Source organism: Lewinella sp. LCG006 (assembly GCF_040784935.1).
Lineage (GTDB): Bacteria > Bacteroidota > Bacteroidia > Chitinophagales > Saprospiraceae > Lewinella.
Genome location: NZ_CP160680.1, coordinates 3,912,799 through 3,928,033 on the forward strand (window position 1 = coordinate 3,912,799; position 15,235 = coordinate 3,928,033).

Annotated in this window: 13 protein-coding genes; 8 read left to right on the forward strand and 5 right to left on the reverse strand. The window is 47.9% G+C overall.

Annotated elements, in window-relative coordinates; all coding sequences use genetic code 11:
* Positions 1-77: 77 nt before the first annotated feature.
* From AB0L18_RS14135 to AB0L18_RS14165, 7 genes are all read left to right on the forward strand, one after another.
* The gene (locus AB0L18_RS14135) at positions 78-677 is read left to right on the forward strand and encodes a riboflavin synthase (RefSeq protein ID WP_367387952.1); all 600 of its coding nucleotides are present in this window, start codon (positions 78-80) and stop codon (positions 675-677) included.
* A gap of 169 nt (positions 678-846) precedes the next feature.
* Positions 847-2,337 (forward strand): alpha,alpha-trehalase TreF, encoded by a 1,491-nt coding sequence (treF, locus tag AB0L18_RS14140; protein WP_367387953.1) that lies wholly within the window; start codon positions 847-849, stop codon positions 2,335-2,337.
* Between the two features lie 116 nt (positions 2,338-2,453).
* Positions 2,454-3,395 carry an aldose 1-epimerase gene (locus tag AB0L18_RS14145; protein WP_367387954.1) on the forward strand — a complete coding sequence of 314 codons (942 nt, stop codon included), beginning with the start codon at positions 2,454-2,456 and terminating at the stop codon, positions 3,393-3,395.
* 7 nt (positions 3,396-3,402) lie between these two features.
* Positions 3,403-4,239 (forward strand): helix-turn-helix domain-containing protein, encoded by an 837-nt coding sequence (locus AB0L18_RS14150; protein ID WP_367387955.1) that lies wholly within the window; start codon positions 3,403-3,405, stop codon positions 4,237-4,239.
* A gap of 131 nt (positions 4,240-4,370) precedes the next feature.
* Positions 4,371-5,672 carry a DUF885 domain-containing protein gene (locus AB0L18_RS14155; RefSeq protein ID WP_367387956.1) on the forward strand — a complete coding sequence of 434 codons (1,302 nt, stop codon included), beginning with the start codon at positions 4,371-4,373 and terminating at the stop codon, positions 5,670-5,672.
* 17 nt (positions 5,673-5,689) lie between these two features.
* Entirely contained in the window at positions 5,690-6,595 is a 906-nt protein-coding gene (locus tag AB0L18_RS14160) for an alpha/beta hydrolase (protein ID WP_367387957.1), read from the forward strand.
* Positions 6,596-7,059: 464 nt separating this feature from the next.
* Complete coding sequence (locus AB0L18_RS14165; RefSeq protein WP_367387958.1) at positions 7,060-7,389, forward strand: hypothetical protein; 330 nt, start codon at positions 7,060-7,062, stop codon at positions 7,387-7,389.
* Here AB0L18_RS14165 and AB0L18_RS14170 read toward each other — a convergent pair.
* From AB0L18_RS14170 to AB0L18_RS14185, 4 genes are all read right to left on the reverse strand, one after another.
* Positions 7,372-7,884, reverse strand: coding sequence for an O-acetyl-ADP-ribose deacetylase (locus AB0L18_RS14170; RefSeq protein ID WP_367393151.1), 513 nt, complete (start codon positions 7,882-7,884; stop codon positions 7,372-7,374). The two genes, AB0L18_RS14165 and AB0L18_RS14170, sit on opposite strands and share 18 nt — an antisense overlap.
* Positions 7,885-7,959: 75 nt before the next feature.
* Entirely contained in the window at positions 7,960-9,627 is a 1,668-nt protein-coding gene (locus tag AB0L18_RS14175) for a M1 family metallopeptidase (protein ID WP_367387959.1), read from the reverse strand.
* Positions 9,628-9,677: 50 nt separating this feature from the next.
* Complete coding sequence (locus AB0L18_RS14180) at positions 9,678-10,232, reverse strand: hypothetical protein (RefSeq protein ID WP_367387960.1); 555 nt, start codon at positions 10,230-10,232, stop codon at positions 9,678-9,680.
* Positions 10,233-10,238: 6 nt separating this feature from the next.
* A complete protein-coding gene (locus AB0L18_RS14185; RefSeq protein WP_367387961.1) occupies positions 10,239-13,424 on the reverse strand; it encodes a PKD domain-containing protein in 3,186 nt (1,061 codons plus the stop codon).
* Between the two features lie 305 nt (positions 13,425-13,729).
* On the opposite strand from AB0L18_RS14185, the gene fabG reads away from it, so the two are divergent.
* The gene (gene fabG, locus AB0L18_RS14190) at positions 13,730-14,479 is read left to right on the forward strand and encodes a 3-oxoacyl-[acyl-carrier-protein] reductase (protein ID WP_367387962.1); all 750 of its coding nucleotides are present in this window, start codon (positions 13,730-13,732) and stop codon (positions 14,477-14,479) included.
* 138 nt (positions 14,480-14,617) lie between these two features.
* On the opposite strand, the gene AB0L18_RS14195 is transcribed toward fabG, so the two are convergent.
* Positions 14,618-15,070, reverse strand: a complete 453-nt coding sequence (locus AB0L18_RS14195) for a hypothetical protein (protein WP_367387963.1) — start codon at positions 15,068-15,070, stop codon at positions 14,618-14,620.
* Between the last annotated feature and the right edge of the window lie 165 nt (positions 15,071-15,235).

Consider the following 15,235-nt stretch of genomic DNA (forward strand, 5'->3'; position numbering starts at 1 on the left):
AAGGAGCCTAGAAAATCCATCCATACTCAACTAAACCTCGTATTTTCCGTTTCTTTTGGAAACGAAGAAATCCATCTATGTTTACCGGAATTATTGAAGCCGAAGGGCGTGTAGAACACATCGAGCAGGAAGGCACCAATTTTCATTTTACAATTGCCAGCTCAATCAGTGACGAACTCAAAATTGACCAGAGTGTGGCACACGATGGCGTATGTCTGACGGTAGTGGCACTGGAACCAGGCAAGCACACCGTCACGGCCATTGAAGAAACCATGAAGCGGACGCGCCTCGGGGAGTGGCACAGGGGTACGGTGGTGAACCTGGAGCGCGCGATGCGCCCGGATGGCCGCCTGGATGGCCACATGGTGCAAGGGCATGTGGATAAAGTAGGCGAGTGTATTTCGGTAGAAGACGTAGACGGGAGCTGGTATTTTCGTTTTCGCTACGAAGCGGCACCAGAACATTTGTTGGTAGACAAAGGCTCGGTCTGTGTGAATGGTGTGAGTCTTACGGTCGTCGATCCTACGGATGATGAATTCAGCGTGGCCATTATTCCCTACACCTATGAGCATACCAATTTCCATCAGTTGATGCCTGGCTCAAAGGTGAATCTGGAGTTTGATATCATTGGTAAATACATCGCCCGGCATCTAGCGCTATACCAGGGTAGAGGGTAGAAAATTTGGTTGGAATGACCTCCGTTTTTTTAGCCCCGTATAGGCCGCAACACAAGATCGCACAGCGTTTTTTGTGGGTTTTAGTGTTTTGAACTTTGGTGGACTATAAAGTTCCAAGTCATCTATGTTTTGAATATCTTAGCTCCTCTTGATTATTCAAAATCTAAGCATGTTATCACCAGAAGAACGATGGGGCGAATTTTTCGAGGCTGTTCAGTTAGCGCAAGTATTCCCCGATGGAAAAACCTTTGTGGATTGCGAACCCAAATACCCTGCTGAGCAGATTTTGTTGAACTACGCAAAGGCAAAAAAGCAGTCGGAGTTTTCTCTTCGCGCTTTTGTCTTGGAACACTTTTCGCTCCCTCCCGCCTATGGTTCTGATTTTATTGCGAATGCTGATCGTTCCATGAGCGAGCACATTCGCAGCCTGTGGCCGGTGCTCACTCGTCAGCCCGACGAAGAAGGGGAGGGTAGTCTCCTACCTTTGCCTTTTCCTTACATCGTTCCGGGCGGGCGTTTTCGGGAGATTTATTACTGGGACAGTTATTTCACGATGCTGGGGCTTGCCGCCGATGGGGAGGAGGAAATGATGGCGCACATGGTGAATAATTTTGCTTACCTCATCGACCAGGTAGGTTTTATTCCCAATGGTAACCGTACTTATTTTTTGACGCGCTCGCAGCCGCCGTTTTTTTCGAGCATGGTGGCGTTGCTGGCGGAACATAAAGGGGGCGATACTTACGTTCAATACCTTCCTCAGTTGCTACGAGAGTACGATTTTTGGATGCATGGACAAGATAAAGTGGATGCTAATACCCCCGCGTTTGAACACGTGGTACGAATGCCCGACGGGCAACTGCTCAATCGCTACTACGACCGTAGTGCCACCCCCCGCCCCGAGAGCTACCGCGAAGATGTAGAAACCGCCGAGGAGCAGGGGGGCGATGCCGCCCAACTCTTCCTGGATATTCGAGCAGCTTGCGAATCTGGCTGGGACTTTAGCGGCCGCTGGTTCGCGGATAGCCAATCACTGGCCAGCATTCACACCACCGAGATTGTACCAGTAGATTTGAATGCCCTGCTGTACCACCTGGAGCAGTGTATCGCCCTTGGTTATCAGCAAAAATTAGACGAAGGGCAAGCTGCTCTTTTTCAGGAAAAAGCGAATCGACGAAAGGCCGCAGTACAGCAATATTGCTGGGACGAAGCCACTGGTTTTTTTCGGGACTACGACTTCAAGGCCGCACAGTTTACGCCTGTTTTGAGCATGGCCGGGGCCTACCCCTTGTTTTTTCAAATGGCTACGGAACAACAAGCGGCACGGGTAGCTGATAAACTGGGCAAGGAGTTTCTGCGGCCCGGAGGCTATACCTCTACCCTCATTACCACTGGCCAGCAATGGGATGCTCCCAATGGATGGGCCCCACTCCAGTGGATGGCTTATAAGGGCTTACTCAACTACCAGCACCATGCCCTTGCCGAAAAAGGACGAGATTGCTGGTTGGCCAATAACCGCCGGGTGTATGAAAATAACACCAAGATGGTAGAGAAATACGACGTAGAAAATATCGAAACCGAAGCGGGCGGCGGCGAGTACCCGCTACAAGATGGTTTTGGTTGGAGCAATGGGGTAGCACAGGCCCTGCTGAAAACCGTTTGATTTGTCTAACTTCGCAAATAAAGGAACAGCACGAAAATAAAACCTCTGTGTCTCCGCCCCCCTGCCTGCAAGGCCAGCTTGCTGGCAGGCAGGTCCGTGGCTAAAAAATAATTTCCATGTTTGAAATAACTACCGATGCCTTTGGGCGCTTTAAACGTTACACCCTGGCGCATTCTATCGTGCCTTTGAAAATCCAGTTTGTCCCGGAGCGGGGAGGCTGCCTGTTGAGCCTGGTGATGGAGGGTGAAGAAGTGCTGGACGGTTACCAGACCCCAGAGGAGCTCGATTTCAACAACTGGGGCAAGAGTGGGGTATTGTACCCGTTTCCCAACCGCCTCAAGGATGGTCGCTTTACCTGGGAAGGGAAGACCTATCAATTTCCTACCAATGATGTTACTCACCAGAATGCCCTGCACGGTTTCGGGATGCAACGCCCCCTGGAAGTGATGGAAGTAGAAGTAGATGAAAATAATGCCAGGATTCGCCTGGAAGGCAAGTACACGGGCGAGCACCCCCACTATCCCTGGCCTTTCACCTTTGGGTTGAGCTATGAGCTGCATGCCCCCAATCAATTATGGGTGAAATTATCGCTGCGCAATGATGCGGATGTCGCAATTCCAGCGGGCTTGGGCTGGCATCCTTATTTTCAGCTTGCCGCTACGGCAGCGGAGCACACCCTGCGTTTACCCCAGGTAGAGATGGTAGGTATTGATGCGCGGATGATTCCCACGGGAAAACGCTATAATTACGAGGATTTCCTGACACCCAAGCTTATTGGTGCTACGGTGCTCGACAATTGTTTTGCGGTAACCGACACCTCACTGGAAGTCAGTGCCCACCTGAGTGGTAGCCGTGGTACCCTCCGCTATTGGCAGGAAACGGGCAAGGACAAGTTCAACTTCCTACAGGTGTTCACCCCGCCGTATGGCACCTCCGTTGCGCTGGAGCCGATGACTTGTAATGTCGATGCTTTCAATAACGGGGAGGGCTTGGTGACGCTGGCACCTGGTGCAACTTTAGCGGCGAAGGCTGGGGTGGTGTACGAGGTAAACGATTAGGTCTGCTATGTTTTCGGTAAAGGAAAAATATCAAAGCTCATTGGGCAAAGTCCGCTTTTCACAAGCCATGGCGGGTGCTCGTTTTGGTAGTGAAACCAAGGGGCTTGCCTTGAAATATGTTGCTCAGGGTACGGAACATTATGAGATCAACCAGCAAAATATTTCGGTTCAGGCGGGCCAGTTGTTGATATTACCTCAGGATAATAAATTTGCAGCATTCACCGATAATCATCAAGGAAAAGCAAGCGGGATCTGTATTGATTTGGATACTGATTTTGTACAAGGTATTATTCCTGATGTTGTTAACCTGGATTTACTGTTTTTTGTCCCTTTTCAGGGAGAAGGATTTTTAGCGCTTACGCAATCTTTAAAGTACTTTTCGAAACATGGTTTTGATGAGAAACTCAAGGATATACATCTTGAGACTTGGTGTGCCGACTTACAACAATTGGCCTCAATGGTACATCTCCTTGATTCAGGCCTTACGAAGGAGACCAAAAAATTGAGTACGCAAAGGTGTCTTTTGGTAAAGCTATTTCGGGCAAAAAATTACATTCACCATCATTATCGCCAGCGCATTTCTCTTTCCTTGTTATCGCGCCATGTTGGGATTTCTTCCTTTTATTTTGCTCGATTATTTCAGGCATGTTTTCAACAGTCACCTCAGCAGTTACAAGTAGCTTTACGCATGCAAGCGGCGGTGGTCTTGTTGCAGGAACACAAGCGCTCGCTTAGTGATATTGCATATACTTTGGGGTACTGTGATTTAGCCTCCTTTTCCAACCAGTTTAAACAGCATTATCAGGAAAGTCCGTCGCTATGGCGGAAAACACACTGCTTGTAATTTTACTTAAAACAGCGATATCTCCTTGGGTCAAATGTTCTGTAAAGGGGCTGCTGTTTGATAATTAGCAAGATTTTACAAATTATTATGCACAAATCCAGCCGATCTTTGGTGTTCACCAAGCTGAGTAGATGATGCGTAAAATTGTGGTGTTTTTAGTGTTTTTGAGTGTTAGCAATGGTTGGCTTTGCTGTCAGGAGTCGGATTGGGATAAGCTAGTGGACAAGTTTTCGGTAGCTTATGGAGAACTCGGAATTTCTCCTCTGCGAATCGCTTTTGCGGACAATATGGATGGTATTCAGGACAATGAAGGCTTGGCACAACAAGCTTTATTGTTTCAACAATTGCGTTCCAGTCTACTTGCTACTGAGCGCGAGCGTTTGTCCTTTAAGCAACAACTAGAATATGATTTACTTTGGTACCAACTAGCCTTAAACGAAGAAAGGATAAAGCTGGAAAAAGAGTGGTGGCAAGAACCTTCGCAGGTGCTTTTTAGAGAAGGATTGGCCAAGCTGTCCAATGGCCAAGCCTGGTATGCGTATTTTTTGAAAAGGTGGTTGGATGTTTCCGTCACACCAGAGGAGATGTACGCATTTGGTATGCAGGAAGTTGACAAAGTGCTGAAGGCAATGAAAGCGATTCAAATCCAAAGTGGAATGGATAGTATAGCTTTTCATCATCACATCAATAGTGAACAGTTTTTCTACACAGAACAAGCAGAAGTCCAGGCAGCATTCGAGGCTTTTTCAGCAGAAATGCTTAAAGTTTTACCCGCTTTTTTTCCTGAAATGGATAAGATTCCAGCGGTGGGGATAGCTTTGAGTTTTGACGAACGCCTGGCACAGGTGCCTGGTTATTATCGTGACAACACTTTTTTTTATAACTTTTTTGGCAATGCCTTTAACAAGCGAGAAGTCCGCTGGTTTTTTCTCCATGAAGCCATTCCGGGGCATCATTACGAAGTTTCCTATAGTAGAATGCATACCTTGTCTCCTGTCCAACGATTGTTTAATAATCCAGGTTACAGCGAAGGTTGGGCTGCTTACGTGGAAGAAATAGGTAATGAGATAGGGGCTTACAAAGATATTTATGATGAATTGGGAAAGTGGGAGTGGGACATCATTCGATCGGTAAGAGTACCGCTTGATGTTGGCCTTAACTACTATGGTTGGTCGGATGAAGAAGCACTGTCCTTTTGGCAAAAGTACATTAGCGGAAAGGACAACATCGCAGAACGGGAGATCGCCAGGATGCGTCGTTGGCCCTGCCAGGTAATTACGTATAAATATGGGGCTGATAAAATCATGGGGTGGAAGGCGGAACTTTCAAAACAAGTCGATTTTGATTTGAAACAATTTCATACGGCACTGCTACAGTATGGTCCTTTGCCATTTTCCCTATTGGAGCAACGGTTGTTTGCTGCCGTGGAGTGATTGGAAAAAATAGCATTATGAAAAGTATACTATTGTTTTTTTGCTTCTTGTGTGTGCTTCAACTACAAAGCCAGGAGGAAAGAGATACATTTAGTTATCGGGAAATACGCGACATTCCGTATCTGTCTCCAGAAGAAATAGTAGCGGATAGCTTACAGCGTCTGCACCTGGTTTTGCCGGAAGGGATAGAACAACCTTCTTTGTTGTTATGGATTGGTGGCGGAGCTTGGTCGTTTGTTGATCGAAATATGGAGATGAACTTAGCTCGGCAATTTGCTCGCCGAGGGATTGCCGTAGCGGCGGTTGGGCACCGATTGAGTAGTGGTGCTTTCTCTGAGCGTAGAAAGGCTACAGGTGTTCAGCATCCCTCTCATATTCAAGATATTGCTGCTGCTTTTAAATGGTTACAGGAAAACGGGGCGGAATATGGCTATAACGCTAAGCATATTTTTGTGGGTGGTTTTTCTTCGGGGGCACACCTGGCAGCATTATTAGCTACCGACGAGCGCTATTTAGCTGCCCACGGCCTGAGTCAGGAACACATTAGAGGCATTATTCCAGTAGCTGGAGCTTATGACCTGGTTGATTATTATAATGCTTTTGCCAATAGCGAATCTCCAGAAAGTAGAGCAATGGCGATCACCCATGTCAATGATGTTTTTGGAGATGCCTTAGTTGAAGCTTCCCCTACGACTTATTTGGATCAGTTGAAAACGCCTATGCTACTCATTTCAGAGGGCGCACTTTATGAATATACCAAAGTATTTGAAGAGAAAATTTGGGCCTCAACCTATCGCGACTGCCAGATATTCCACGTTTTTAACTTTAATCACGCTGGGCTATGGCGGGATATCTCCAATGCGCCTGACAGCCAAACCAGAAAGGTGATGATTGATTTTATTAAGAGGAATGGTGAGCGTTAGTTATTTTTTCCCTAAGTGAGCTAATCCGCGGTTTCTTATAGTCTGCCAAGGCAGGATTTGTGAGAATATGACGCCGCTATTTTTTCGACTCGCAAGGCGAAAAACGTAGGCATAACCGGAGTTACGGCGAGGCTTTTCAACCTGCCTGCTCGGCAGCCTTGCCGGCAGGCAGGCGCAGCGAGACGAGAAAAGAGCAAGTCAGAAATCACAAATCCTACCTTGGAGGACTATAATACCGCAAACACCGTTGTTTGTCCTGCTGCGTATTATGTTGTGGAAAGGATGAAGGACTTATTCTATTATAGGTAATATTAGGTAGGAATAAATGAAGATTGCCTTTGACTTGATAATGAGGAGGGTTTTAATAACCTTTGCGCATAGCGCAACTTTAGTGGCTACAAGGAGTTGGCTAAAATCCCAAGAGCACATAATACTCAAAATTAGAAACAAAAATTTATTAATAGATGAGTCTTAAACAGGAATTGAGAATAGTAAAAATCAAAGAAAATTTAGGAGAAGGGATATATCTTTCAGAAGACGTATTTAATAAAGAAGAAGTAAGAATAAGTTTGTCTGGAAAACTTCGTATGAATTACTATAGTATTCCTATCAATATGGTGGTTTATGCTTGCGTAATTAATTCAGATAGAGAAAAAGGAAGGTATATTTACACTTGGAGAGATGCGATGAGCTTAGACAATACAGAAACTTTACTTGATAAGCAGAGGAAAATTTTGGATGCTCAGTTTATAGAGTTATTTGGAAAGGATGAATATCTAAAACTCCCTAAATAGCTTACTATACAACTGATAATTCTCCTCATCAAAGCAAATAAAATACACCGTTTCCAAGCTCTCCAGCGAAGCATTTTTTACGGCATTAATGGCAATGGCTGCGGCCGCGGCTTTGGGATAGTGGTAAACACCTGTACTGATATTGGGAAACGCGATGGTTCGGAGCTTGTATTCCTCTGCCAACTTGAGGCTATTGAGATAGCAGTTTATTAATTTTTGTTTTTCATTGGATTGCCCTTCATTCCAATATGGCCCCACCGTATGAATGACGTATTGCGCCGGAAGCTCTCCAGCGGTGGTGATGACCGCCTCGCCTACGTCACAACCACCTTGCCGGTTTCTGATCTGGATGCATTCATCTAAAATGGCTTTGCCGCCAGCTCGGTGGATGGCTCCATCTACGCCACCTCCACCCAGTAGGGAAGTATTAGCAGCATTGACAATAGCGTCTACTTCCAGTTGGGTAATGTCGCCCTTCAAGAGTTTTATCTGCATCATTGATGTATTTGCGGAAAAAGAGTAATAGTCACTTTCGAACCATCAACCAACAACAATCAACAATCAACAAACCTACTCCACCTCCTTCATCTTCACCAAAAAGCGATCCGTCGCTACCGTAAAGTCACTCGCCGAGGTATTGAAAAGGGTGGTCTCCTGCCATTTGGTGGTACTTGGCGTTACCCGAATCATCTTTTGTTTATTGCCAAACATAATCGGCATAGAAAACCCTTCCGCATCAGCGGCCCAACGGTAGCGCACTTCCAGTTTTTTGCCCTGCTGTTTGAGTTGGTACTCCAAAACCGGTGGCTGTGGATAGTGGAGGTATTGCTGAAAGAAGGACTGCCAATCTTTCCCTGTCGCCTCGTTGACGTAATCGATAAAGTCTTGTGTAGTGACGAGACTGATGGCGTGTTTTTGGTAGAAACCCTTGAAGATGGCCCACCATTTTTCGTCATCGCCGATGGCATTGCGCAACGTGTGTAGCACCCAGGCTCCTTTGAAGTAGTGGTCGCTGCCGCCCCAGTTTTCCCAGTTGACGCCGAGGGGCCCAATGATCGGTTCCTGATTGTAGATGTACAGTTGCTGCTTCACGAGGTAGCGGATCGCGTCCTCATAGCTCATGGTGTATTCTACGTAGACGGCTTCGAGGTAGGTCGTGAAGGATTCTTGTATCCACATCTCGGCCAGGTCGGATACGCCAATGCTGTTGCCAAAATATTCGTGGCCGGTTTCGTGAACGATGATGTAGTCCCAATCCATGTCATTGGGGATCATGCCGCCCAGGTAGCCGCGCATGTATTGGTTGCCGTAGGCAATGGCACTCTGGTGCTCCATACCGAGGTAAGGCGTCTCTACCAGCGCAAAGCCATCTTCCCAGAAGGGGTATTTATCCAGGTATTTTTCGTAACAAGCCAGCACCGAATGCACTTGCTGAAAGTGTTTTCTTGCACGGTCTTCATTGTAGTCTAGTACATAATAATCCAATGCCAGCGTGTCGCCATCGGCTGCGTAATATTCGTCTGAAAAATGCGCATAATGGCCGATGTTGAGCGTCACATTGTAGTTGTCGATAGGGTAGGAGACAAACCAGTCGTAACGGTTGTATTGATCGCCTTCCTCCACTTCTCGCAGGTTTCCATTGGCTACCGCCATCATATCACTGGGCACCGTCAGACTGATAAGCATACTATCCGGTTCATCCGAAAGGTGGTCTTTGTTGGGCCACCACAGACTGGCACCATCGCCTTCGCAAGCTACGGCTATCCAGTCGCGGCCGCGCTTGTCTTCCGACCACACGAAGCCACCATCCCAGGGAGCGTTACTTGCTACCGTGGGTTGACCGTGGTAATGGACGGTAAAACTTCCCTTATCCCCTGCCCTTTGTACGCCTGGGAAATCTACAAAAACGGCATTGTATTCCCTAATGAAAGAAAGCACCTGTTCACCCATGACAATGCGGTCGATGATCATGTTCTCGAACAAGTCGATTTGCAAACGCTGGAAGTCCGTCACCGCCGTAAAGGCAATTTCTACCTCGCCTCTGATGATTTTTTTACGAGTATCTACCCTCAGCTGTAGCCCGTAGTAATGGACATCGTAGCAGGTGCGCTCCGGGCGCAAACTACCGCGCAGCGTATCCGCCCTGGTGAAAGAATGGTGCTGATAGAAATCAGTAGATTGGCCCCGAAGGCCAATACCTGCCAAAAGCATAAAAGATAGAGCAAGGAATAAGCGCATTTGCATATAATTTTACTTTTGCAAAGATAAAAACGTTTTCTAACGAAAAATCACCCCAAATCATCCAAGATCATCTCCTTCTTCGAATCGGTAGGATGATCATTGTTTGCATAATAGATCACCACTATCAGAAGACCAATATTCAAGATCAGGGTGTAATAAAAAAGGTACCCCTCCTGCTCATCAAGTCGGAAGAGGATATAATAGCGTTGGCCGAAAAGGTCGTCAAGTGCTGAGAAAAATCGCTGGCTATAACGTTGGTCAATGGCTGCTATAGGTCTCGTGCCTTCAAGTAACAACATGGGGGCAAAAACCAAGAGGTAATTTAACAGGCTGTGAATTTTGTACCACCATTGCTGCTGGTACTTCATCGCCAATCTTTTACCTAAAAAGCTGGCAAGAAGAAAATAACCTCCAATAAAGACGAGAATGATTGGAAGGCTGACGTCCACCGAGGTAGATTTTGCCAAGATGCCTTTTAAAAAGGGTAATATCTCCGTGTCGTATTCCACCCCCTTGCCAAATACCCTTACTCTTCCTCCTGCTACAAAAGGAATCATCACTGCACAGGTTGCAGCCAAGAAATAATCAATTTTTGATTTCATATACGATCACCTAATCAACGTCACATCCCCCTTACGCTCCTCCACGCTACCGTCGGGTAGCTGAAAGCGACACCAGTAGACCAATACTTCTTGCGGGTGAGGCTGCCCCTTGAATCTTCCGTCCCAACTAGCTGTAGGGTCTTGGCTGCGGTATACCTCGCTGCCCCAGCGATTGTAGACAAACAGCTCGAAATCAGTAGGCAAGCATTCGTCGGCGTAAAACAAACGGAACTGATCATTGACGCCATCCTCATTGGGAGAGAAAATATTGGGAATCATGACTTCGCAAACTGGCGGCGGAAGGCAGTCTTCAACATTCAACGTAAGTACCGTGTCAACCTGGCAGCCATTATCCCAGTATGCTTCCAGTGCAATAGGGTAAGGCCCTGCCACGGAAGCGCTAAAGTTATCAAGCAATAGCGTATTACGCATTTCACCACTGGGCAGTTGCCACACGATACTATCGGGGGGAGTGCTGAAACTTGGGGTAAGTAGCAGTAAAGAATCCCTGCACAGGGTACCCTCTACGGTAAAGCCCTCCAGTTGGAAGGTAGAACAATCTGGCAAACATTCCTCAATGGTGATTGTAACCGTTGTTTCTGCTTCACAATTCGTAGTGATTTGGTCCAATACAAAAATGAAGGAATATTCCCCCGGCTCACTAAAGCTGGTCGTCAAGGCATCGCCCTGGAAGGTTTCAAACGTCGGGAGGAGCACCCAAAAAATATCTATTGGTTCGTCCGAAGCATAGATTCCCGTCAGGGTAATCGTGCTGTCTACACATAAAGAACCGCCAATGACAATATCCTCAATAATCAGGTCGCTACAATCGGAGGTGCAGTCGTTGACTTGTAGCACAACGTTGTCGGAATAAACACAGCCATCCTCGGTAGTAATGGACAAAAGGACCTCAGTAGGCCCTGGTATTTCAAAAAGGTAAGTAACGGAAGGGGTATTAAAGGTTTGCCCCTCAATGCTCCAAAAATATTCGGTGATGGTAGCTGGGCTGTTGGCGGTAAAGTTGACCATCTCACCTGCACAAATGACCGGAAGAGCAAACCCTCCGATATTCACATTTTCATTACAGTCAACACCGCAGTTTTGTATCGTAAAAATGAGGCTACCATCGTACAGACAACCTAAGCTGTTGAACAAAAAGAAATCGACGGTGTACTCACCTGGATTGGCAAAACTCACTTCTGGGTTTAGTTCGCTGAACACCTGCCCGTCCGAAAAACTCCACTGCACTTCAAAAGGAGGAACACCAATGGCAGCATAAGAAGAACTGAATTGTAAAACCTCCCCAGGACACAATTCCCCATCTACACTCAAGGCCACAGTACCTTGATCAAAGCAGGGCTCACAATCCTCGATGGTCACGGTTTGGGTGGTGATAAATTCGCAGCCAAGGGCATTGCCTAAGGTCAAGGTCACCGTGTAGATGCCCGCTGCTGCGTAAAAGTGGTCCGCTTCCGCAGTGCTCACCGTTTCAGAACCATCACCAAAGTCCCAGCTGATACTCGTAGGGGTAAAATCTGCACTATAGCTAAAGATTTGCTGATAGAGGGCACAGCCGATTCCTGTCACTAGGGGGCTGATCTGTGCATTTGCCGGATTGCAAGGGTCTTCCTCACAATCCACTACGGTGAGCATCAGACTGGCACTGACCATCGTTCCGGCAGGATCAGTAGCCGTCAACACCACTTCGTAAGTACCCGCACTGGTGTAGGTATGTGTTGGTTCGGGCAGAGAACTTCCAGTCGCATCGCCAAAATCCCAACTGAAATCCGTCAGATTGAGGTTGGAGTTGAAGGTGAACTGCTGCAAAGAATCGACGCACAATATCCCCGATCGCTCAATGTCGAGGCAAGCATAATCCTGGGGTATTATTGCTGTATAGCCGAGATGATTGGTATACGAATCCGCAAACCCAAAGCCGTAGCTGTAAGCTTGCACGCCCTCGGCTGCATGTAGCTCGTGTGCGCCAGGGCCTACTTGCACACGCGTGTATTCCCACGCCGGATTCCCCGTAAAGGGAACAAATCCGCTTACCAGACTGCCGTCCAGGATCACGTTGTCTGTCGCTTCCGCTGGTCCGAGGATAGTCACGTAGTGTTGGTCAAAATGAAAGCCCGACATGGTGTTGTTCATGCGGTTGGACGCCAACCAGCGAAAGCTCGTACCCACAAAATCGGCGGGCAGATAGGAGAGCCCGTTGGGGTCGCCTGCTTGCGAAGGTTCGCAGCTGAAGTTGTTTGTATACTGGGTCACACTCACCGGTGCGGTGCTGCTGATCACGGTTGCCTCGGTCACCAAGGTGCTGAAAAAATCACCACGGTCAAGTAGCGCTACGCTCTCACAATCAAAAAATAGCGTCGTGTTATCTTCGGCGGCCACAATCTTCACACGATCACCACCCTGGCCCGAGAAAGGTACAAAGTAGTACAATTCCCGCCAACCCTCCAGCGGCAGGCTTTGGTCCCACACGTGGCTATCCGCGCCCCCGTTACAGGTGCCATTAATGATGTCGGCTTGCTGTGAGCCGCTGAACACGGCCAATGGCTGGCCACTTAGGCTGCGCACCCGCGTGCCGGTCAGCTCGCCCAGCGCTTGTATCTGGTAGTTTTGCCCGGTGCTCAGGGTCACCGTAAAGGGAACTCCCGCAGGTCTCAAACCCAGCGTCAGGGTGCTGGGGGTGATCTCCACCACGGTATTGTCCTGCGTTGCCACAATGACAAGGCTCCCCGGTTGGGCTGGTCCCGCTTCGTCAACAATCGAGGTGATGAGGTATTCCGTTCCCAGTTCGGTCACAGGTAGTACATTGCTGCTTTCGCTGAAAAACAAACGGTAGTGATAAGCTTGCACCCGCACGGGCGCATCAGCCGTTATCCTTAATCCTTTGTTGTCGATCTGCTCCGAGCCCTCACTGTAGTAAACGGCAGCGGGCAGGAATATTTCGGTACTTCCCGAAGGTACAGAGAAGGGAATAGAAAGTCCGGTAGCGGGGACATCAATACTGCCGCTAGTAGGCGCATCGGCATTAATAATCACTGAAAAAGCGGGTGCGTCATTAAAGGCCAGGGTCAGGTTCTCCATGTAACCCAGCCAAAATAAGGTACCCGCGCTGCTCTGGGCCAAAATGCCGACGTGGATACACAACATCAAGGAAAACAGAAGTAGACAACGGGTCATAAGCGGTGTGTTTTAGGCCATTGTTTAAGCGAAGGTATTGGCATAACGGGTTTAGAGGGTGTTTTGCTTACTAGGGTAGAGGAAAAAGATGTCTTCTAGCAGGCATTATTTGGGGGCCAGGCTGTCTACCACTCCACTCCGTTTCTCCGTAGTCAGGTATAAAACCCGACGCTATGGAGAAACGAAGCAGAGCAGGGTGGGGGCAGACGTGTTTCGTTTTTTTGGGGTATTCTCTTTCTTCATCCCGCGTCATTTGTACCTTTGCGCCTGAATATTCTTATTTACCTTCATTCTAATTCAAAAACATGGCTCTACTACAGGATAAAGTTGCCCTCATCACCGGTGGATCACGTGGCATTGGCGCTAGCATTGTAAACCGTTTTGCGCAGGCAGGTGCCCAGGTAGCCTTTACCTATCACTCTTCCAAAGAAAAAGCAGATGCACTGGCCGCAGCAGTTGCTGCCGAGCATGGCGTTACGGTTAAAGCTTACCAGTCGGATGCAGCTTCTTTTGCTGCTGCCGAAGAATTGGCCAAGCAGGTGTTGGAGGATTTTGGGAAAATCGACGTTCTGGTCAATAATGCTGGTATCACGCGCGACAACCTTATCCTGCGTATGAACGAAGAGCAGTGGGACCAGGTCATGGACAATAACCTCAAGTCGGTCTTCAACCTCACCAAGCAAGTGGTGCGCCCCATGATGAAAAGCCGTGCGGGTTCTATCATCAATGTTTCTTCGATTGTGGGAATCACGGGCAACGCAGGTCAGTCGAACTATGCTGCGTCGAAAGCAGGTATCATTGGTTTCTCCAAGTCGATTGCCAAAGAATTGGGCTCACGCAATGTTCGTTGCAATGTCATCGCTCCTGGCTTCATCGCTACCGATATGACCGATGAATTGGATGAGAAAACCCGCGATGCTTACCTGGCAAATATTCCGCTACGCCGTTTCGGTGAAGGTACCGAAGTAGCAGATGCTTGTGTATTTCTCGCTTCAGATATGAGCTCCTACGTTTCCGGTCAGGTACTGAGCGTTTGTGGCGCCTTGAATTGCTAGCATATTACCCGCTAAAGTTAGAACCGCTTAAGGCACTTTAGGATTATTCCTTCAGTGCCTTAAGTGGTTCAATATCAAGTCGGAGTTTGGAAGTGGGAAGGTCAGTATTTGAACCAACAACCATCAACCAACAACCATCTAAGCCTTATTATTCACCACCTTTTTCAGGAAAATCCGCCCGCGTTCGCGTTTGGCGTCAAAGATTTCCTGACGGATTTCCTGCCAGTAGCCATTTAGAGAGCTGCCGTTGATGGACCGGTTCCACATCAGCTGGTATTTACGTAAGAAAGGAGGCACATAATTATCACCGTTGCGATTGACGTATTCTACCTCGTCAAGGTAGACCGAAAGATCGTCGTACAAGAAGCCAGAAAGGTTCATTTCAACAATCCTTGTATCACTGAGGTAGACATAAGATCGGCCCGATACTTTTTTGCCCTGTCGTTCAAGGTAAATCTGCACAGGGTAGCCTTTGGTAGATTGTATTCCCCCCACGGTAATCGTTCCTTCCCAAAGTCCTTCAAATTGAAGTTGGGCAGCAAGTGACCATGAAAATAGCAGACAGCAGCCAAGGACCAGAGATCGCAACATAGCTTGGTGTTTTTTTGTGGTTATAGTTCACCAACCCAGGATTTGTGAATTCTGACTTGCTCTTTTTCCGCCTCGCTGCGCCTGCCTGCCAGCGAGGCTGCCGAGCAGGCAGGTTGAAAAGCCTCGCCAACGCGCTGCGTTGCCTGCGCCTGCCTGCCGTGAGGC